19 protein-coding genes are annotated in these 19,677 nt (G+C 59.2%); 3 read left to right on the plus strand and 16 right to left on the minus strand.

The features are described from left to right. Nucleotides 1–39: 39 nt before the first annotated feature. The 3 genes from ACP26L_RS22005 to ACP26L_RS22015 form a co-directional block, all read right to left on the minus strand. Entirely contained in the window at nt 40–282 is a 243-nt protein-coding gene (locus tag ACP26L_RS22005) for a hypothetical protein (RefSeq protein ID WP_426446376.1), read from the minus strand. 301 nt (nt 283–583) lie between these two features. Further along, a complete protein-coding gene (locus ACP26L_RS22010; RefSeq protein WP_426446378.1) occupies nt 584–1,366 on the minus strand; it encodes a squalene/phytoene synthase family protein in 783 nt (260 codons plus the stop codon). Between the two features lie 143 nt (nt 1,367–1,509). Then, nucleotides 1,510–2,814, minus strand: a complete 1,305-nt coding sequence (locus ACP26L_RS22015; protein WP_426455046.1) for a hypothetical protein — start codon at nt 2,812–2,814, stop codon at nt 1,510–1,512. Nucleotides 2,815–3,038: 224 nt separating this feature from the next. On the opposite strand from ACP26L_RS22015, the gene greA reads away from it, so the two are divergent. Beyond that, nucleotides 3,039–3,512, plus strand: coding sequence for a transcription elongation factor GreA (gene greA / locus ACP26L_RS22020; RefSeq protein WP_426446380.1), 474 nt, complete (start codon nt 3,039–3,041; stop codon nt 3,510–3,512). A gap of 76 nt (nt 3,513–3,588) precedes the next feature. On the opposite strand, the gene ACP26L_RS22025 is transcribed toward greA, so the two are convergent. From ACP26L_RS22025 to deoC, 8 genes are all read right to left on the minus strand, one after another. Then, nucleotides 3,589–4,371 (minus strand): SDR family NAD(P)-dependent oxidoreductase, encoded by a 783-nt coding sequence (locus ACP26L_RS22025; protein ID WP_426446381.1) that lies wholly within the window; start codon nt 4,369–4,371, stop codon nt 3,589–3,591. Nucleotides 4,372–4,639: 268 nt separating this feature from the next. Next, nucleotides 4,640–5,158, minus strand: coding sequence for a hypothetical protein (locus tag ACP26L_RS22030; protein ID WP_426446383.1), 519 nt, complete (start codon nt 5,156–5,158; stop codon nt 4,640–4,642). Between the two features lie 220 nt (nt 5,159–5,378). Beyond that, the gene (locus tag ACP26L_RS22035; RefSeq protein WP_426446385.1) at nt 5,379–6,680 is read right to left on the minus strand and encodes a pyrimidine-nucleoside phosphorylase; all 1,302 of its coding nucleotides are present in this window, start codon (nt 6,678–6,680) and stop codon (nt 5,379–5,381) included. Between the two features lie 32 nt (nt 6,681–6,712). Next, entirely contained in the window at nt 6,713–7,420 is a 708-nt protein-coding gene (deoD, locus tag ACP26L_RS22040) for a purine-nucleoside phosphorylase (RefSeq protein WP_013918983.1), read from the minus strand. 96 nt (nt 7,421–7,516) lie between these two features. Next, nucleotides 7,517–8,704, minus strand: a complete 1,188-nt coding sequence (gene deoB, locus ACP26L_RS22045) for a phosphopentomutase (protein WP_426446387.1) — start codon at nt 8,702–8,704, stop codon at nt 7,517–7,519. Between the two features lie 41 nt (nt 8,705–8,745). Continuing rightward, on the minus strand, nt 8,746–9,924 hold the full coding sequence (locus tag ACP26L_RS22050) for a NupC/NupG family nucleoside CNT transporter (RefSeq protein ID WP_426446388.1): 1,179 nt from the start codon (nt 9,922–9,924) through the stop codon (nt 8,746–8,748). Nucleotides 9,925–10,083: 159 nt separating this feature from the next. Continuing rightward, the gene (locus ACP26L_RS22055) at nt 10,084–10,482 is read right to left on the minus strand and encodes a cytidine deaminase (protein WP_426446390.1); all 399 of its coding nucleotides are present in this window, start codon (nt 10,480–10,482) and stop codon (nt 10,084–10,086) included. 33 nt (nt 10,483–10,515) lie between these two features. After that, nucleotides 10,516–11,181, minus strand: coding sequence for a deoxyribose-phosphate aldolase (gene deoC / locus ACP26L_RS22060; RefSeq protein ID WP_426446391.1), 666 nt, complete (start codon nt 11,179–11,181; stop codon nt 10,516–10,518). A gap of 985 nt (nt 11,182–12,166) precedes the next feature. On the opposite strand from deoC, the gene ACP26L_RS22065 reads away from it, so the two are divergent. Both ACP26L_RS22065 and ACP26L_RS22070 read left to right on the plus strand, forming a co-directional pair. Continuing rightward, on the plus strand, nt 12,167–12,925 hold the full coding sequence (locus ACP26L_RS22065) for an alpha/beta hydrolase (protein ID WP_426446393.1): 759 nt from the start codon (nt 12,167–12,169) through the stop codon (nt 12,923–12,925). 54 nt (nt 12,926–12,979) lie between these two features. Then, nucleotides 12,980–13,576, plus strand: coding sequence for a hypothetical protein (locus ACP26L_RS22070; protein WP_426446395.1), 597 nt, complete (start codon nt 12,980–12,982; stop codon nt 13,574–13,576). A 406-nt stretch (nt 13,577–13,982) separates the two neighbouring features. Here the strand turns inward: ACP26L_RS22070 and ACP26L_RS22075 are convergent, their stop codons facing one another. From ACP26L_RS22075 to ACP26L_RS22095, 5 genes are all read right to left on the minus strand, one after another. Continuing rightward, entirely contained in the window at nt 13,983–14,921 is a 939-nt protein-coding gene (locus ACP26L_RS22075; protein WP_426446397.1) for a sugar-binding transcriptional regulator, read from the minus strand. A gap of 376 nt (nt 14,922–15,297) precedes the next feature. Further along, a complete protein-coding gene (gene dnaN, locus ACP26L_RS22080; protein ID WP_426446398.1) occupies nt 15,298–16,488 on the minus strand; it encodes a DNA polymerase III subunit beta in 1,191 nt (396 codons plus the stop codon). Next, the gene (locus ACP26L_RS22085; RefSeq protein WP_426446400.1) at nt 16,488–16,763 is read right to left on the minus strand and encodes a CopG family transcriptional regulator; all 276 of its coding nucleotides are present in this window, start codon (nt 16,761–16,763) and stop codon (nt 16,488–16,490) included. The genes dnaN and ACP26L_RS22085 overlap by 1 nt, the downstream gene beginning before the upstream one ends. 695 nt (nt 16,764–17,458) lie before the next feature. Continuing rightward, nucleotides 17,459–18,445: a lipoate--protein ligase gene (locus ACP26L_RS22090; RefSeq protein ID WP_426455048.1), complete on the minus strand. Its 987-nt coding sequence runs from the start codon at nt 18,443–18,445 to the stop codon at nt 17,459–17,461. Between the two features lie 216 nt (nt 18,446–18,661). Beyond that, on the minus strand, nt 18,662–19,675 hold the full coding sequence (locus ACP26L_RS22095; protein ID WP_426446402.1) for an LLM class flavin-dependent oxidoreductase: 1,014 nt from the start codon (nt 19,673–19,675) through the stop codon (nt 18,662–18,664). Between the last annotated feature and the right edge of the window lie 2 nt (nt 19,676–19,677).

Genomic DNA, 19,677 nt, shown 5'->3' on the forward strand with positions numbered 1-19,677 from the left:
TCCTCCATGCACGGGACAAGCCGCCCCGAGAACGGGATCCTACCGGGAGGGCTCTCCCGCCTCCGGACAGTACAGCACGAGCAGCCTGTCGAGCTCCGCATCCGCGCGCGCTCTCCACTCCTGTACTTGAGCGATCCGGACCCGGATCGAATCAAGGACGATGTGCGGATAGTCCTTCTCCAGCTCGGCCGACAGCTGGTCGATGAGCTGGATGGCCGACATCTCGATGTTCAGCCTTGAAGACTCGATGCTCTGCCGCATCACTTGTGGATTCTTGTTCATGCATTCGCTCCTGTCCGTTCTGTACCGCACTCCGCCGTACCACATGATGGAAGCCGTCCGCCAGTCCGGCACGCCGGACGGATGATCCAATCTGTAGCATAGTGTATCACGGGGAGATGGCCCAGGCAAGGAAAAGATAGCGTTTTCCTACTAGAATGCAGGCACCATTTTTTACCTCCGGCAGGCTGCAGCGATCCGATGCCCTAAGAGACCGGCGGTCTCTCTGCAAAGCAAAAAGGCCCCCTTACGGAGGCCTTCCCGTCTGCACTTGGCATTCGCTGTCGTGCCAGAGCTTGTCCGGTTACCCGCCAAGCCGGTTCACAATTTTGAGCACGGCATCCCGCGTCAGCTTGTTGCCGCCGCCTGCGATGAGCTTCACCGTAGCATGGGCCAAGGCCAGCGGAATCTTGCAGAAGCTGAGCGCCGGACCGTCCTTCAGGTCGGCGATATACGCATCGGCCATCGTCAGGTTGCGGCGGGTGTACTGCAGCATCTCGTTGAAGTCCCAGCCTTCCGGGAAGAAGTCCACGCCCCGCTCCAGATCCTCCCCGCGGTTGCGCAGAATGTTCACCGCCTGAAGCCCGCGCCCGAAGGCCACCGCCTTGTCCCTGTCCGACTTCGTGCCGTCATACCAGTACCAGAGTTCCGAGAGCATCTCGCCCACCATGCCGGCTACGCTGTATGTATATCGGTCGAGGTCCGCTTCCGTACGGATCGTCCACTCGCGGTCGACCCACTCGGCCATCTGCTCCGACATCATCGCAATGTATTTGTATACGGTCGAAGCGATGGTCGAAGGACAAAGCAGTGCCCACTCGTGAACCTGCATCGTAACGGCCGGCAGAATGCCTTGGTAAGGTGCCAGCAGCCTTGTCGTCGCTTCCTTCAGGTCCGGGCCGTGGAAGGCTTCCCTCATGCCGTACAGCAGCTCGGACTTGACCCTGGGGTCCAGCTCCTCATGATCTTCGATCTCGTCGATCGCCCGCATACAGAGATAGGCCGAGGTCACGGCTTCCCGGAGTCCCTGGTCCAGGCGGCTGATCGGAATATAAAAAGTTCTGCTCGTTTTTTGCAGCATGCTCATCGCATCATTCAGGACAACGTTAGTAATGGGTGTTCCCTCCAAAATGGAACTAGCTCAGATGACTAGCCATAGCTTTTTTCTTATGATACCATACGCGGGCATGCCGATACCAAATTATGAAAACATTTTCACTTCCAGAAGGGCTACACAAGCTTCTCCAGCGCCCCAATCACGCTGCCGAGACGCTCCAATAGGGTGCGGAGCTCGGGATAGGCTTCCGCTTCCCTCTTCCTCAGAAGATCAGCCGCCTTGGCCAGCATCGACTGCGCCTTCGGATCGAGATCCGGCTCATCGCCGTAGTAATCATGGCCTCCCAGACCCGCCGCCGTGCTCTCCGCCGTCTCGGCGAGCTGTGCGATCGGATGGCCGGGCGCGAGCAGTTCCTGCAGCACTGCGGCTCCGGCCGTATCGCTGATGACCGGTGTGCCGTCCGCCAGCCGCTCCTCCTCCAGACTGCCGATGAGCTCCCGCAGTTCCGTACAGTCCCCCGGCGTAAAAGGGCTCGCACCCCCCGAGTCATACGGGTCCTCTCCGCCGTACCCGCCGCTCTCCCGGTGCATGATGCGTTCCACCTTGTCGTAGGCTTTCTGCAGGCGGCTCAAGGATTCCTTGAACCGCAGCTGCTGGGCCTCGCCGAGAACATCGCTGCGGCTGTAGAGCTGAAGCAGCCTGTAGGCCTCCGTCCGGCTTCCCGTGCTGATATTGAAGGTGGTCGTCACCTCCAGCAGCACGTCCGCTTTCATCGGCACCACGATCTTATTACCCTTGTTGATATCCTGTTTAATCTCTCCGGAGAGCTTCCCCGCATAAGAAAATCCGTCCTCGCTGTCGAGCTGGAAGGTCCCCCGCTTCATATTGACGGCAGCCAAGGTTCCCTTGGCCGTGAAGGTTGACTTGCTCTCGTTGGTCATCTGCAGCAGACGGTACGCCGACTCCAGCACCCCGGGACGGAGTGCGGCCTCAAGCCCGTCGCCGCCCGGCGGCGACCAGCGCAGCACCACGACCGCCCTCGTCCGCAGCAGGAGCTCCAGCAGCCGCTCGTAGGCAGCCGCTGCCCGTGGGCTCAGGTGCTTCAGCCCGGCCCGCAGCCGCGCTTCCTCGGAGCTGTCCCGCATGAGCTCCGCCAGCGCCTGAAGGGCGCCTGTCGCGGGCGTGGCCCCGAACAGGTCCGCTTCGTGCCGCGATGCCAGCCGAAAGCCATACGGCCCGGTGTGGATGGCCGCCGCCTCCAGCGCATTATCGCTGCTGACTTCGCCGGGCACTTTCTTGTGGCTGGCCAGCCAGCGCGGATCGAGCGTCCAGACGGCGTACTGGACCGCCGTGAGAATTTCGGCCAGCAGGGTCAGGTCCAGCCCCCGCGCGCCAGGCGCCGCGAAGCGGAGTTCGAATTGGTCGCGGCCGGTACGGGCGGCCTCGTCCCTGATCAATGCGGCAGGCTCCGGATGCATCACGTGTAAGGTCACCTCGACTTCAGCAGGATTGGACGTGCAGATCAATGTATTCCTTTAGTATATCGCCCAAGGCGGCAAGAAGGAAATGTCTGCCTCCCGCACCGCTGCGGCCCCAACCGGATTTTTACGGGAAGGGTTTCGCATAAGGGTGCTTTTTAGTGTACAATGGAGGGAAAGGATTCCATTACTCACGACTACTTTACGATTCAGGAGATGCACACATGGCCAACGAAGAAGTAATCCTCACCCGCGAGGGATTCACCAAATTAGAACAGGAGCTCGAGGAGCTCAAAACCGTCAAGCGCAAGGAGCTCGCAACCCGTCTGAAGACGGCGATCAGCTACGGCGACCTCAAGGAGAACAGCGAATACCACTCCGCCAAGGACGACCAGGCCTTCCTCGAGACCCGGATTCTTACCCTGGAGCAGATGCTGAAGAAAGCCAAGATCGCCGACAACATCGACACGTCGAAGGTCAACGTGGGCTCCGTTGTGGTGCTCTATGACGTGGAATTCGCCGAGAAAATCCAGTACCGCATCGTCGGCCCTTCCGAAGCGGATGTGCTGGAGAACCGGATCTCCTATGAGAGCCCGCTCGGGATGTCGCTGATGAACCGGACCGTCGGGGACAAGATCAGCGTGAACGCCCCGATGGGCGTCATCACGTATGAGCTGCTCGAGATCCGTGTGGACTAAGCTGGCTGCTCCGGCCTGGTGAAACAAATGAGACATGCTGCCATTGGGCGGCATGTCTCATTTGCATGGAAACCTGCTACAGCGCGCCGGCCTTCCCGCCGTCAATATTCACCGATGTCCCGGAAACATACGACGCCGCGTCCGACACGAGGAACGTGATAACCTTCGCCGCCTCTTCCGTATCGCCGATCCGCCCCAGCGGGACGCCGTGCTTCGGATCGCGGGCGTACTCCTCCCAGCTCTTCTCCGGGGCGGCCGCCTGCCAGCCCTTCTCGATCTGGTCGCTGCGGATCAGGCCGATGCAGACGGTATTGACCCGGATGTTGTCCGGGCCGAGGTCCTTGCTCATCGCCTTCGTCAGGGCCATCCCCGCTGCGCGGCTGACCGTGGTGGGGAGCGATGAAGCCGGCGGCGTCTTCGCGACGGACGCCGTCACGTTCACGATCGCCCCGCCTCCGGCCTGGCGCAGATGCGGGATCGCATGCTTCGAGATATGGATCGCGCCGAACAGCTTCAGATCGAGATCCTGCTGCCAGGCTGCGGCGTCGACTTGCTCGAACGGCTTCGCCGCGGACGTGCCCGCATTGTTGACTACGATATCGAGCCGGCCGAACCGTGCGGCCGCCGCTTCGACGAACCGCCTGCAGTCCTCTTCCCTCGTGACATCGGCAGCCAGGTAGAATACCTCGGCCCCCGTCCGTTCAAGGATCCGGGCGGCCGCCGCCTTCAGCGCTTCCTCGCTGCGGCCGCATATCGCTACCTGCGCGCCCTCCTGTACCAGCTGAACAGCCGTCTCCAAGCCGATGCCCTTGCTGCCTCCTGTGATCAATGCCGCTTTTCCCTTCAAGCCGAGTTCCATATACCTTCTCCCCTTCCTGCTAGATCAAGTGCCCCATATTCAATCTGTTCCAGCCGCTGCGAACAAGGAGACCCTGCTCAGGAATCAGAAGATCCTTCGCATGGCCCTTCCGCTTCTTGCATAGATCCCACATCATGTAGGAGTTCGCTGCGGACGTCTCCATTTCCTTTTTCTCTCAGGGAATCTTCCATGGACGGGCAGCTGAAAAAGCCCCGGCGTTCGCCGGAGCTGTCGTCATTGATTACGTACGGGTATTTGGCACGGGCCATTAATGGTACGCCAATTCGAAGGAAGAACCGAGCGGAATCATCTCGTGCAGATATTCCTGGAAGAGCTCCCTCTCGATCGCAGTGACCCCAGGGTCCAGGTAGACGTCAAAATGGATGGTGCTGCGAATCGCGTCATACCGGTTGAACGCAATCTGTCCGATGGTGAACACGCGGTTGATCCGCGCGATCAGCTCGTTTTGCTGGACGCTGCGGGACATGGCCGCCTCCACCACAATCTCCGGGAGCTCCTGCAGGGCCGGGATCCCATCCTCCTGCAGCTTGTCGTAGGGCTTAACCTTGTAGCTTACATAGGGTGACAGGTGTCCGGCCGCAAGACGCCGCAGCCTCACCGCCTCCTGCTCGCTCAGCTGCAGGTCCTCGTTCCAGGCATAGATGACAGCCGTATGGCCGCCGCCGGAATGAATTCGGACATACTTCAGGTGCGGAGCGTGCTTCTTGATGATGTGTTCGGAAAGCAAGCGGGTTCCCACAGCCATCACCTCATCCTTTGTAGTCATACTCTGAACAAACCAGCTTTTTTGTCAGCGCTTACATAGTGTGGTGAAGTCACCCCGGTATTTACTTCCGGATACTCTTATCATATTCGGTCTGCGGCCGGGTTTGCCATCCTTTTTTTGCGGATATCCGGTGGTAAATCCGTCCATCCCAAGGATTTCACAAACAAAAAAATGACTTGGTCCCCTAACAGGAACCAAGTCTATCCAGTATGCGCGTCTGTTACTCCGTTACCGTCCCGTAGATCAGCACAGGCGCCTCCGCCTGGTCCGCGATCCGGATGTTGGCGTAGATCATATCCATGACTTCCTGGACGTTCTCGCGGTTCGCATGGATCGTTACGAGCGATTCGCCGGCCTTGACGGCATCGCCTACCTTCTTGTTCAGCATGAGGCCGACCGCCAGATCGATCTCGGATTCCTTCGTCGCCCGGCCGGCGCCGAGCAGCATCGCCGCCGTGCCGATCTCGTCGGCCACGATCTCGGCCACAACGCCGTCCGCCTTCGCAGGCACCTCGATCAGGTGCGCCGCCTGCGGCAGCTTCTCCGGATGGTCTACGACCGTCGGGTCGCCGCCCTGGTTCGCGATGAACTCGCGGAACTTCTCGAGGGCTTTGCCGTTTGCGATGACTTCCTTCAGCTTCTCCTCCGCTTCCTCCAGCGAGGACGCTTTGCCCGCCAGGAACACCATCTGCCGGCCGAGCGCGAAGCAGAGCTCTTCAAGATCCTTCGGCCCCTGGCCCTTCAGCGTATCGATCGCTTCCTTGACCTCGAGCGAGTTGCCGATCGCAAGGCCCAGCGGCTGGCTCATGTCGGAGATGACCGCCATCGTCTTGCGGCCGACGTTGTTGCCGATGCGGACCATCGCCTGCGCCAGCTCCTTGGCGTCATCCACGCTCTTCATGAAGGCGCCCGCGCCGGTTTTGACGTCGAGCACAATGGCATCCGCCCCCGCCGCGATCTTCTTGCTCATGATCGAGCTTGCGATCAGCGGAATCGAGTTGACGGTTGCCGTCACATCGCGCAGGGCATACAGCTTCTTGTCCGCCGGGGTCAGGTTGCCCGACTGGCCGATCACCGCGATCTTGTGCTCGTTGACGAGCTTCACGAACTCTTCCTTGGAGATCTCGACGTGGAAGCCGGCGATCGCCTCCAGCTTGTCGATCGTCCCGCCCGTGTGGCCAAGGCCGCGGCCGGACATCTTCGCGACCGGAATGCCCAGGGCCGCCACCAGAGGAGCCAAGACCAGTGTCGTCGTATCGCCCACACCGCCGGTGGAGTGCTTGTCGACCTTGATGCCTTCGATCGCCGAGAGATCGATCGTTTCGCCGGAGTGCACCATCGCCATCGTGAGGTCCGCCCGCTCCCGGTCGGTCATATCCCGGAAGAAGATCGCCATGGCCAGCGCGCTGACCTGGTAATCCGGGATCTCCCCTTGAGTATAGCCCTGTATAATAAAATCAATCTCTTCCTTGCTCAGTTCCCTGCCGTCCCGCTTCTTCTGAATCAGGTCCACCATTCTCATCGCCGTATCTCCTCGCTTCCGCTTCTATATCCTTACAGGGAAACCGCCGTATCCAGCGCCACGATCATCATGTCGTTGAAGGTGGACTGGCGCTCGGCCGCAGTCGTTTCTTCGCCGGTGATCAGGTGATCGCTGACCGTCAGAATCGTCAGGGCGTTCACTCCATGCTTCGCCGCAAGCGTATAGAGGGCGGTCGTCTCCATCTCTACGCCCAGCACGCCGTGGGCCATCAGCTTCTGCACGACCGACTTGTCGTCACGGTAGAAGGAGTCGGAGCTGAACACATTGCCGACATGCAGCTTCATGCCCTTGGCCGTACCGCGCTCGTAGGCCGCCAGCAGCAGCGGGAAGCTCGCCACCGGCGCGAAGTCGTAGCCGCCGAACACATGGCGGTTCATGCTCGAATCGGTGCACGCCGCCTGAGCGAGCACGACATCGCGCACGCGCACATGCTCCTGCATGCCGCCGCAGGTGCCCACGCGAATCAGGTTCTTCACGCCGTACTCCGTGATGAGCTCATTGGCGTAGATGCTCATCGACGGCAGGCCCATGCCCGAGCCCTGTACGGATACGCGCTTGCCCTGATAAGTTCCCGTAAAGCCCAGCATGCCACGGACTTCGTTGTAGCAGACGATGTTCTCGAGATATGTCTCCGCAATATATTTCGCGCGGAGCGGATCGCCCGGCATCAGTACGGTTTCGGCGATATCGCCCGGTTTGGCTCCAATATGTACACTCATGTTCTGTTTCCTCCTGTAGTCCGGAGGGCGAAGGAGCTTCTCCCCCGCCCGGTAATGGTAAGGTATGTTGATTCGCTGCTTGCTGCAGCGGCCCGATCAGCCCTGCAGCTCGGCAAGGAAGCTCCTCCCGTGGTCCGGCAGCTTCACGCCGAAGTTGTCGGCCACCGTGGCGCCCACATCAGCGAACGTCAGGCGCAGCGGAAGCTCGCGGCCGCCATCCTTAAACCGCGGCGAGTAGACGAGCAACGGCACGTATTCGCGGGTGTGGTCCGTTCCCTTGAACGTCGGATCATTCCCGTGGTCCGCCGTGATGATGAGCAGGTCCTCGTCCGTCAGCTTCGCATACACCTCGGGCAGGCGGGCGTCGAACTCCTCCAGTGCCTGGCCGTAGCCCTGCGGGTCGCGGCGGTGGCCGAACAGCGCGTCGAAGTCGACGAGGTTCAGGAAGCTGAGCCCCTTGAACGGCTCACCGAGCACCTGGACGAGCTTGTCCATCCCGTCCATGTTGGACACGGTGCGTACGGCCTTCGTAACCCCTTCCCCGTCGAAAATATCGGAGATTTTGCCGAGGGCGATCACGTCGAATCCGCTGTCCTGCAGCTCGTTCATCGTCGTGCGGCCGAACGGCTTCAGCGCATAGTCGTGGCGGTTCGCCGTGCGGGAGAACTTGCCCGGCTGTCCGACGAACGGGCGGGCGATAATGCGGCCGAGCATGTACGGATCATCGAGCGTGATCTCGCGGCAGAACTTGCAGATCGCATACAGCTCGTCGAGCGGCACGATCTCCTCATGGGCTGCGATCTGCAGCACGGAATCCGCCGAGGTGTAGACGATCAGCGCGCCGGTCTCCATGTGCTCCGCTCCCAGCTCGTCGATGATCTCGGTGCCGCTGGCCGGCTTGTTGCCGATCACCTTGCGCCCCGTATGCTCCTCGATCCGCTGAATCAGCTCATCCGGGAACCCGTGCTCGAACACGCGGAACGGCGTGGCGATATGCAGGCCCATCATCTCCCAGTGGCCGGTCATCGTGTCCTTGCCGCTCGACGCTTCCTGCATCAGGCCATAGAACGCCTTCGGCTGTGCGGCCGCCGGCACTCCTTCAATGTTCCGGATATTCGAGAGGCCGAGAGCGGCCATGTACGGCATGTTCAATCCGCCGCGGGTCCGGGCGATGGCGCCCAGCGTATCGGCTCCCACGTCATCGAACGCCGCCGCATCCGGCGCCTCGCCGATGCCCACGGAGTCCAGAACCACCACATGAATCCTTTGGAATGTTGAGCTCAAATGCCCCTACCCCTTTCGTACTTCCAAGATATGTGTCTGCTTTAAAGATACAACCCCGCGATGACCGCTGACAATACACTGACGAGCGTAGCCCCGTAAAGAAGCCTCAGTCCGAAGCGGGCGACTACGTTCCCCTGCTTCTCGTGCAGCCCTTTGACTGCCCCCGCGATGATCCCGATGGACGAGAAATTCGCGAAGGAGACGAGGAAGACGGACACGATGCCGGTGGTGCGTGCGGACAAGCCCTGGGCTTTGCCGAGATCCAGCATCGCCACGAATTCGTTGGACACCATCTTGGTGGCCATGATGCTCCCCGCTGCGACGGCCTCCGCCCACGGCACGCCCATGACAAAAGCAAACGGAGCGAAGAGATAACCAAGCAGGTGCTGGAACGAGATGCCGAAGATGCCCTGGAAGATGCCGTTGACCAGCGCGATCAGCGCCACGAAGCCGATGAGCATCGCTCCGACCACGATCGCCACCTTGAAGCCGTCGAGGATGTACTCGCCGAGCATCTCGAAGAACGACTGCTTCTCCTCCTCCTGCACCTCGAGCAGATCTTCCGCTGCCGTAACGGTGTAGGGATTGAGGATCGAAGCGATGATGAAGCCCCCGAACAGATTGAGGACCAAGGCCGTGACGACATATTTCGGATCGATCATCTGCATGTAAGCGCCGACGATGGACATCGATACGGTGGACATGGCCGAGGCGCAAAGCGTATAGAGCCGGTGCTTCGGCAGCAGCCCCATCTGCTTCTTGACGGAGATGAAGACCTCGGACTGGCCAAGTATGGCGGAGGCGACGGCATTATACGATTCGAGCTGCCCCATCCCGTTGATTTTGCTCAGAGCCAGTCCGATGTACTTGATAATAAACGGCAGCACCTTGAGATACTGCAGAATCCCGATAAGGGCGGAGATGAACACGATCGGCAGCAGCACGTTCAGGAAGAACGGGCCCTGTCCCTCATTGGCTATGCCGCCGAAGACGAAGTTGATCCCCTCCGCCGCGTAGGACAGCAGATGTGAGAACAATCCGGCGAAGCCGCCGACCAGGAACTCTCCTACCCCCGTGTTGAGCAGGACAAAAGCAAGCAGGGTCTGCAGTACCACCATGACGATCAGCGGACGGTAACGGATGCCGCTGCGGTTGTTGGAGGCTGCATAGGTCATTGCAAAGACGACGAGAAGGCCCAGAAGGGCGATGGCATATTTCATGTTATTTTCTCCCACTGATATGATGATTCATCCCTGGCTGATCTCCCGTCCGGGCCCACTCTTTTCTTTAAGCGCTTACAATGCCCTGAAAAGAAGCATCCCGGGCGGGATCATTCTTTTTTTGCGGGTGGTTGGTGCTGTTCTGACCGCCTGTCCGGCTCAGGCCTTCCAGTCCATATCCGTACCTCGGAAGGCGCCCGGCAGCAGCCGCTCCATCGTCCACTCCTCCGTGTTCCCGTGCAGGTTCGTCAAGTAAATCTTCGTTCCCGCTTCGCAGAACTCGGCGAGCACCTGGCGGCAGGCTCCGCATGGGGATACGGGTCCTTCCGTGTCCGCCACGATCGCGATGGCCTCGAACCGACGGTGCCCTTCGGAGACCATCTTGAAGACCGCCGTCCGCTCCGCGCAGTTCGTCAGGCCGTACGACGCATTCTCGACGTTGCAGCCGCGGTACACCTTCCCGCCGGCCAGCAGGGCTGCACCCACTTTGAAGTTCGAATACGGCACATACGCCGTCTGCCGTGCTTCCAATGCTTCTTGAATCAGCTGATCTTTCACCCGGTATGCCTCCTTGACTCGCTCATGCCCTTATTAATAAGAAGAAGCCGATTGGCCGCCTTCCATGATCTTAACTCCGGAGCTTGCGCCGATCCGGGTCGCGCCCGCTTCCACCATCTTCAGCATGTCTTCGCGGCTGCGCACGCCGCCGGATGCTTTGACTCCTGTCGCTTCGCCGACCGTACGACGCATCAGGGCAACATCCTCCGGTGTGGCTCCGCCCGTCGAGAAGCCGGTGGACGTCTTCACGAAGTCGGCTCCAGCCTTGACGGAGAGCTCGCATGCGCGCACCTTCTCCTCGTCCGTCAGCAGGCTTGTCTCAATGATGACCTTCACCAGCGCCTTGCCCTTGGCCGCTTCCACTACGCCGCGGATGTCGCGCTCCACAAGCTCGTTGTTCCCGTCCTTCAGGGCGCCGATGTTGATCACCATGTCCACTTCCGTGGCCCCGTTGGCGATCGCGTCAGCCGCTTCATATGCCTTTACTGCCGGAGTCGACGCTCCGAGAGGGAAGCCGATGACCGTGCAGACCTTGACTTCGGTGCCGGCCAGCTGCTCTGCCGCATAGGCCACCCAGGTCGGATTCACGCATACGGAGGCAAACGTATATTTCTTCGCTTCCTCGGTCAGCTTCCCGATCTCCGCCTGCGTCGCATCCGCTTTCAACAACGTGTGGTCGATCATGCCTGCCAAATTCATAAGTTTTCTCTCCTTTGGATGATCCCGCCGCTCTTCTGCGCTTCTATTGTACGAGGGCCGGGTATTGGAATATGGACCCATCATAGCACGACCTTGAACATATGTAAATATGTCATTGAAATTACGTTCATATCAAGGCGAACAAATGGCCATTCCTTCCTATCATCCGACGCAGCCCCCTCTTTTATTCATCGTGTCCCCCACCAGCAGGCCCCATTTCGCCTCTCCTTCTGGAGAAGATCACAGGCTGCACCTGCGGCTCAAAGTCGGGTGAAGCTTATATTGGCATGTCCGGTGAGAGGAATCCAGGACATTTGTCCTGAACGGGGACAAATTTCGCGCAGGGACAAATCAAGTGAGACAGACACGAACGAACGGGAACCTGGGAATGGATATCCATGCGGCGAAGTCAGGAGTGAGGTGCATACCATCGCCCGAGCTGAACATGCTTGAAACCGAGCATCAACGGGATCTCAGCACGGCGGAATGGCAGTGGTATGCTCCAAGCGAGAGCCTGCCAGAGATGCGTTCAAGGATCTTACCGATGCAGAGCGCAAAAAGAGGATGCTAGACATCTACAAGGACGAACCGCCCCTGATTACAAAAATCAATGAGGGTGCGGAGACTGCATTTTTATTTTTCACATCTATGCTCTCCCCAAGCAACCGTTCAGCTTGCACAAAGGACCGATCATTCTAGCCGGCGATGCGACGCACGCCATTTCCCCCAGCTCGCGACAAAGGAGCCTCGATGGCACTCGAAGCCGCCATGTTACTGGCCAAATAATTTCGTGGCATCCCAAGTGTTGAGCATGCTTATGCTGCCTACGAGCTGCTCAGGCGCAGGCGTACCGTCAAAATGTACGACCTAGGGCGGCACGGCGATTCCGGTAAAAACATGCGGTGGGCTCACCACCTCCAGGCTTGACGACCCCGCGAACCCGTCGATGGTAAACTCCGCAACAGGGATCCGAAGCCTTTCGAGTATGGTTTATGTGCCGTACAATGCGGAAAAACAGGGCACATGCAAATACAGGGACCGCAGTCTTGAGCTTCCGAGAACGGACGGACGGAAGGGTATCGTTCAGACCCTTACATACCCGGCCTCTGACGGGACCAACCGTGGCATGACCGTTTACCTGCCTAACGGCTACGACAAGAATAGCAAAAGACCCTATAACGTCCTGTATATCAACATGGGCAATTCGGGCGACCAGTTCGGTAACGAGATGCGCTGGATGAACGAGGGCGCCCTGCCGAATGTGGTGGATAATCTGGTGGCGCAGGGCAAGGAGCCATTCGTCGTGGTTTCCATGAACTATCAGGATTGGAGCCACAGCTTTGCAAAGATCGAGCCGGATGTGCTCCAATATGTGATGCCTTTCGTGGAGTCCAACTACAATGTCTCCAACGAGCGTTCAGGTCGTGGATACGCGGGCCTCAGCGCCGGTGCCGGCACAACCGCCCGGTTCTACTTGAACCACCCCGATCAATTCTCGCAATTCGGCATTTGGAGCAACGGCATTAACCCGACAGCCGAGCAGCTGGCGGACATCGCGGAATACAACGATTCCACAACGGTACATATCGCCCTGGGCAAATGGGACTATGTGACCGGCGGCAGATCCATGAGCACTACGCTGGCGGCAAACGGCATCAAACATACGTTTAACGAAATTCCCGGCGGCCATGATTGGGAGTTCTGGCAGCTTAGGTTCGCCGAATTTGCCAAGGATTACCTGTAGAAGGACACCGGAAAGGTATGGCCTAACGAGAGCGCTATACCGGGCAAAGTCAATGTGGCAGCTTCAGCAGGAACTACAGCAAACAATGCCCCCGTCGATGTGACTCCTGCTCAAGCAAACGCCGCAGTGGACGAAGGTGTCAAAGCCGCTAAAGCGGCTGGTCTGGCTGCCGCGACGGTGAGCTTAACCAGGCCAGGCAGCGTCACACTGAATATCCTCAAAGCCATGAGGGTACGAGCAGGGATGCCGCTTACAATCCATGCTGACACATGGTCTTCCAATGGCAAAACCGCGGATGTTCGCATCACATTTGATCCTGCCGATTCAGTGAAAGACTTGAATCTGTTTGCGTCATCTACCTCATCCGCAGCGAACTCTCTTAGTGCCCAGTTAGGCAGGTGGTTCAAAAATGACCTTATGGTTGTCCGCTTCGAGCACAAGGGCGAATGGGGTCAGCGTATGGAAGCAGCAGTTAAGATGGACAAGAAGTTAAATACAAGTAACCTAATTGCTTACTCATACGACAGAGAGAATAACACTTACGCGAAACTAAATACGATCGTCCAGAAGGATGACAGCGGGTACATTCGCTTCCACACCCTGGTGGGCGGAGACATCATCCTAAGCGACGGTGAGCTCATCAATAAATAATGCTGCCTGGCAAACACTGACTTACCCAGCCCCCCTTTCTATGGGATTCACAAAAATCATCCAGCTGCATTGACAGCTGGCAGCATCCCGACATAGCATAGGCTTCTCGCAATCCTGCCAAACCCGGCCGTAAGCAGAATCGCTCTGTTTAGGGTCGGGTCTTTTCTGTCTTCCAAGCGAAAGTACCGTCAGCTGCGCACACACTGCCAGCCTAAGGCTGGCGAGCTGCTCCATTGCAATAACCGGAGAAAGAATAATAGATGCTGTATCCATTTCGTAAACCTCCGGCATCGTTCTCTCCGCTTGCTCCCGGACATAGGCGATATTTCCCTTAAACGCGGGATGTGGCAGGGGGCGTGCACATGACAAAAAAACCTCCCGCACTTTCTGCGGCAGGCTGAACCTTCTATTCGCCCAGCAGCGCTTGGGCGGTAAATTGGTCGGTAATCAGGATGTTCGCATACTTGCCGACGAGGGCGGCCCGGATCGCGTCGATCTTCCGCTGTCCGCCTGCGACGAGAATGGCCTTCTCCTTGCGCCGCAGGTCTGCCAGGTCGATCCCGACCGTCCGGTCATTGATCTCGCGGGAGCAGAGCTCCCCTTCCGCATCGAAGAAGCGGGAACAGATATCGCCTGCCGCCGTGCGCTGGAGCAGCTTTTGCTCGTCCTCGTTGAAGTAGCCGAGCCGGAACAGCAGGGCATCTTCCTTCACCGTGCCTACCGTGAAGACGGCGATGTTGGCCTGCCGGCCGAGTTCGATGATCCGCTGGATATGGCGGTCCTCCTCGACCATCCGCTTCACCTCCGTGTTATCGAAGATGACCGGAAGGGGCAGGTAGCGGGGCATCGTATGGAATGCCTCGGCGAACAGGTTCACGATCTCCGCCGCATACGTGTTGACATGGGAGTGGCTGACGCCCCCTTTTAGCTGGACGACCTCCACGCCTCTTACCGACTTCGGCTGAAGCTGGAGGGCGACCGCGTGCATCGTCGTTCCCCAGGTCACGCCGATAATATCGGTGTCCTGCACCGTCTCCTGGATGTACTCCGCCGCTTTCTTGGAGATATGCTTCTGGATCTCCCGGTATTCATTCACAGGGGAATAGCAGACGTGGACGGTATCCAGGCCGAATCTCAGCTTGAGCCGGTCCCCCATCGCGTCCAGATCCTCGAGCGGATCGACGATCGTTATGCGCACGTACCCTTGATCTTTGGCATACTGCAGCAGCCTGGAGACCGTCGGCCTGGATACCCCGAGCCGCACGGCGATGTCCTGCTGTCCGTAATCGGACAGATAATACAATCTGGCCGCTTCGATGCTTAAGCGCTGTTTCTCGTTATCCATGACTTCAACCCACTTGTCCGTATGAATGTTGTATGAAAGCCTTCTCTCCTTCTATTATACAGGATCTTCATTCGGATTTCGAGAGTTCGCACTCCGTTTGACCCGGACAACTTCCCGGCTTACGGCGGCAAAGACGCACGAACCTCCGGATCATCGTAAAATTGTTTGGAAAACCATATACATCCCCCATCGTTCCGATACGACAAAAAAACATGATGTCCGCGGGGCAGCCCGCCCCTCCGGTCTGCACGTGCAGTGTCGAAGGAAGCCGGCCATCGTCATGACAGCATGTTCTTAAGAGCAGTATCGCCGGGAATAGCCGGATATACACCTGCCGGTGAGAAAAAATGGTTATCTCTCAAAGGCATGGCGCCAACTAGACGCTGGATTTTATTGCACTGGCTCCGGTGTCTGGGAGACTCTGCGCTGTCCGGACCGGCGTCAGCAGGTAATAATAAGCTTGCGCTTCCTGCCCCCGGTCTGCCGGCTCAACTACCATCGGCCGATCGGGAGCCGTGAAGCTGAGCTGTACCTTGCCGCTGCCTATGTATAACAGGATCTCCCTCAAGTACCTGCTGTCGAAGGAAACCGCAAAAGGGAGTACCGAGCAGCCTGCGCCGTTTTCGCCGCACGGTAGTACCTCAAGAACGCCGCCTGCCTGAGCGCAGACGGCGGACAGCTCAATCCCCTCCAGACCTACCCTCATGGTTACAACATGACGGTCACCCGATAACAAAGCGGCCCGCTCTACAGCACGCAGAAGAGAGGGCGCGGCCACCCTCACGCAGTAAGGACTTGCTTCCGGCTTCAACCCGTCCACGTAAGGATAAGCCCCTGCCAGCAGGGACGACTGTATGCTGAATCGCTCCGACTCGAGTTCAATCGTGCCACGGCCCATCGTGATATTCGTTGTACCGGAGTCGGCCAGTTTTCTCACGTAGTCGGTGATCGGCTTCGCAGGAACCACGCCCGGCGGGAAATCATTCGCCGGCGAGCTCTCCAGTTCCCCGCTGCTGAAGGCCAGACGGATGCCGTCGGTCGCCGTTAAACAAATCCTGCGGCCAACGATTCTGCACAGAATCCCAGTAAGCACCATCCTTGCTTCAGAGGAATCGGCAGCGAAGCCCACCTGCTTCACCATTCTCTTCAACTCCCTATTGGGGATCCGAAGCTCTGCACAGTCAGCCGGCCGGATATCCGGCGGAAAGTCCGAAGCGGGGGCAGCCAGAATCAACTTGCAGACCGTTCCGGAAGAGTCGATCTGCAGCGTCCCTTTCCCGTCCGTCTCAAGCGTAACCATCCCATCCTCAAGATATCGGATGAGACCGGTGAACCTCAGTGCGGGAACCACGGCTTCGCCCGGCTCAAGAATGGCCAATGCCGGGTCCTCCGCAGGAATCTGATACTGAAGCCTGGAGACCTCATTCGCGGCCGTCAATACCAGGCCATCCCCTCCGGCATGCAGCCGGATTCCCGAGAGGACCGACAGCAGGGGCTTGGCCGCCACTGCGGCCGCTACATGCTTGAGAGCAAGGTAAAGAGCTCCTTGTGTGACTCGAACCCGCATCACTCCTCCCTCCTGTCTGCGGAATCTCCAGGACTCAGAGCAGCTTCGATCATGGAACGCAGCAGCTCCGAGCGGGAAACTCCTCTTTCCCGGCAGCGCCTGTCGAGCTCTTCCCAGGCTTCGGAAGTCAAGGTCAGCGAAACTTTCCTTGTCTCGCCGATCCCCTTCCTCCCTGCCCCCCTTCGCGGCCCGCCTCTGATAAATCGCATCGACAGCTGCCCGTCCCGTTCAGGCTCCCCAAGTTTCATCGAATAGTTCCCGGAGAATTCCGTCATGCGTCACCTCGTATAGTTTGATTTGAGTTACTTTTATCAAAATAAATCTCTTACCCACCTTATCACAATTGGAAGGTTCTTGTAAATATTTCCACAAAAATAAGACCACCAATATTGGCGGCCTTACATGTAGGCAATCATCGGGGATTACTACAGGAACTATGCATACAGGAGCTGTGCATGCAGCATCCCCACACACATTGGCACATAACAGTTTTATTCGATGAAACTGGGTCGTTCCTTCGCATATCGGAGGACAGCTCTCGCGAGCTGCCTGAAGAGCACGAAAGTCCTCTTCTTCGCCAGCCAAATTAAAATAGAGGAACTCAGGTATCTTATCTGAGTATTTCCCGGTATTTCCCATGAAATAACGGAACTCAGATTTCTTATATGCCGGAAACTCACCACTACTGCATTATTTCCAACCAAATAGCGAATCTCAGTTCCTCTATTTCAGGTTGACCCCCTCGATCTGCCGGCTTAACGAATCTGAGTTCCGCTATCCTGCTTCGCACCCCACGCCAGAGGAACGCTATCGGTTTGTACATGGGCTGCGCGCTGCACTGGTGACACTCGCGCGACGCTTGCCGGCACCTTCCCCAGCTACTAGCGCGCCAGCACGGCAGCCTTCCCTCTCTCGTCCCCGCATGCCGGTACGCTCTTGGCCACGGGAGCTTCAGCGTCCACCGCCTCTCTTACAGCAGCAGCCCCACAAACTCCTCCATGCTCACCGCGCCGAAATAATGCTGCAGGTCGATGCCCTCCAGCACCGCCTGAAGGGCCCCCCGGTCGTACCGGACCCCGACCAGCTTCGCTTCCACTTCCTTCGCGTCGCCGACGCCGAAGAAGTCGCCATAGATCGCGGCACCGCGAATCAGGCCTTCCTCCACATCCAGCCGCACATCGAAGGTGCCTGCGGACAGGCGGGCGGCCTTGTGCAGGTTGAAGGCCGGCGAGAGGCCGTAATTCCACTCCCAGCTCCGGTAGCGCTCCTCCGCCAGACGGCGCACGCCCTCCCACTGCTCCTCGGAGAGCTTGTACTCCGCGGGCTCGGCCCCGCCGAAGACCGACCGGAGCAGATGCGCCCGGAATGCAGCGATGGTCATCGGCTCCTTGAGGAACTCCGAAATGTTCGCCACCCGGCTGCGTACCGATTTGACGCCCTTGGACTGGATTTTGAGCGGATTGACCTTAAGGGCCGACGCCACATTCTCCATGTGCGAATCGAACAGCAGGGTGCCGTGGGTGAACATACGGCCGCGGGTCGCGAACTGGGCGTTGCCTGAGATTTTGCGTTCGCCGACCTGGATGTCATTGCGCCCGCTGAGCTCGGCTGCCACCCCAAGCTCATGCAGTGCGCGGATGACCGGTTCGGTGAACTTGCGGTAATTGTGGAACGACGCCCCGTCGTCCCGGGTAATGAAGCTGAAGTTCAGGTTGCCGAGATCATGGTATACGGCACCGCCGCCGGACAGACGCCGTACGACATGAATGCCTTTCTCCTCCACATACTCCCGGTTGACCTCCTCGGCTGTGTTCTGGTTTTTGCCGATAATGATCGAAGGCTCGTTAATGTAAAAAAGCAGATAATCGTTCTCCGCCGGAAGATGGCGAAGCGCGTACTCCTCGAGAGCCAGATTCAAGGCGGGATCCGTCCCGCCGCGGTTATCGATAAACAGCATCGTGTCCATGTCCTTTCGCCGGCTCCCCATCAGGGCCGGACCAAATGAAGTGAACCTATCATACCACAACTTCACGCGCACTAACGAATGAGGCCCGTCCTGCAGCCGGCGCGGGAAAAGAAGCGGCTGCTCGAACTCACCTTACAGCAGCCCAAAGAGCCACCCTCAGCCCAGGGTGGCTCTCTCCCGTGCCCGCTTCCGAGCCGGCTGCACGGCTTAAGCCCGCGGCAGCCCGAAGGCTTCGGCAAGCAGCTGATACGACCGCAGCCGGGCTTCGAAGTCATGCATGATCGTGACGATCATGAGCTCATCCGTGCCGTAGCGTTCGCTCATCTCGATCAGCTTCGCCTTCACTGTCGCCGCGGAGCCGATGATCATCCTGCTGCGGTTCGCTTCGATCCGCATGCGGTCGTACGCCGTATACGGATAATTCGCGGCCGTCTGCGGCGACGGGATGCCGGGGCGTTGAACCCCTTTCTCGAGGAAGAGAAAGCTGAGATCCATGGACGAGGCGAGCCGCTCCGCCTCCTCGTCGGTCTCGGCGCATACCGTGAAGACGGCGACCAGCGCCTGGGGCAGATTCCCTTGAGCCGCCGGGCGGAAGTGATCGCGGTACCAACGCACCGCCTCCGGCCCCCCATAGCCGTTGATGAAGTGGGCGTAGGCGAAGGCCGTTCCCTGCTCCGCGGCGATCCGGGCGCTCTCTTCGCTGGAGCCGAGCAGCCATAGGGGCGGCGCGGACGGGATCAGCGGCGAGGCCTTCAGCCCGGCGAAGCGGTGCCCCGGCGGCAGCGCATCGCGCAGGTAGGCGGACAGATCCGCCACCTGCTCCGGGTAGCGGTCGATGTCCGCCGCACGGCCCTCCTGCAGCGCCTTCGTCGCCAGCGGCATGCCGCCGGGCGCCCGCCCGAGGCCGACGTCGATCCGGCCGGGATACAGCGCCTCGAGCAGCCGGAAGTTCTCGGCCACCTTGTAGGCGCTGTAGTGCGGCAGCATCACGCCGCCGGAGCCGACGCGGATGCGGGAGGTCACGGCGGCGAGGTGCGAGATCAGCACCTCGGGGCTCGACCCCGCGAGATTACCCGCCGCGTGGTGCTCCGACACCCAGAAGCGACGGTAGCCGAGCCGTTCGGCCTCCTTCGCGAGGCGGGCGGTCTGTGCCAGCGTCTCCCCGGCCGTACTCCCCTCTGGAATCGGGGATTGGTCGAGTACACTCAAGTGCAGGCTCATAT

The organism is Paenibacillus sp. S-38 (assembly GCF_049942825.1).
In the GTDB taxonomy this organism is placed as follows: domain Bacteria; phylum Bacillota; class Bacilli; order Paenibacillales; family NBRC-103111; genus Paenibacillus_G.

Bases quoted from the DNA above. Each gene is read 5' to 3' on its own strand.
- ACP26L_RS22050 (WP_426446388.1), bottom strand. From the start codon at position 9,924: ATGAAATATGCCATCGCCCTTCTGGGCCTTCTCGTCGTCTTTGCAATG.
- ACP26L_RS22030 (WP_426446383.1), bottom strand. From the start codon at position 5,158: ATGACTACAAAGGATGAGGTGATGGCTGTGGGAACCCGCTTGCTTTCC.
- ACP26L_RS22075 (WP_426446397.1), bottom strand. From the start codon at position 14,921: ATGGATAACGAGAAACAGCGCTTAAGCATCGAAGCGGCCAGATTGTAT.
- ACP26L_RS22095 (WP_426446402.1), bottom strand. From the start codon at position 19,675: ATGAGCCTGCACTTGAGTGTACTCGACCAATCCCCGATTCCAGAGGGG.
- dnaN (WP_426446398.1), bottom strand. From the start codon at position 16,488: ATGCGGGTTCGAGTCACACAAGGAGCTCTTTACCTTGCTCTCAAGCAT.
- ACP26L_RS22005 (WP_426446376.1), bottom strand. From the start codon at position 282: ATGAACAAGAATCCACAAGTGATGCGGCAGAGCATCGAGTCTTCAAGG.
- ACP26L_RS22090 (WP_426455048.1), bottom strand. From the start codon at position 18,445: ATGCTGTTTATCGATAACCGCGGCGGGACGGATCCCGCCTTGAATCTG.
- ACP26L_RS22025 (WP_426446381.1), bottom strand. From the start codon at position 4,371: ATGGAACTCGGCTTGAAGGGAAAAGCGGCATTGATCACAGGAGGCAGC.
- greA (WP_426446380.1), top strand. From the start codon at position 3,039: ATGGCCAACGAAGAAGTAATCCTCACCCGCGAGGGATTCACCAAATTA.
- ACP26L_RS22035 (WP_426446385.1), bottom strand. From the start codon at position 6,680: ATGAGAATGGTGGACCTGATTCAGAAGAAGCGGGACGGCAGGGAACTG.
- deoC (WP_426446391.1), bottom strand. From the start codon at position 11,181: ATGAATTTGGCAGGCATGATCGACCACACGTTGTTGAAAGCGGATGCG.
- ACP26L_RS22065 (WP_426446393.1), top strand. From the start codon at position 12,167: ATGGTTTATGTGCCGTACAATGCGGAAAAACAGGGCACATGCAAATAC.
- ACP26L_RS22015 (WP_426455046.1), bottom strand. From the start codon at position 2,814: ATGCATCCGGAGCCTGCCGCATTGATCAGGGACGAGGCCGCCCGTACC.
- ACP26L_RS22010 (WP_426446378.1), bottom strand. From the start codon at position 1,366: ATGAGCATGCTGCAAAAAACGAGCAGAACTTTTTATATTCCGATCAGC.
- deoD (WP_013918983.1), bottom strand. From the start codon at position 7,420: ATGAGTGTACATATTGGAGCCAAACCGGGCGATATCGCCGAAACCGTA.
- ACP26L_RS22085 (WP_426446400.1), bottom strand. From the start codon at position 16,763: ATGACGGAATTCTCCGGGAACTATTCGATGAAACTTGGGGAGCCTGAA.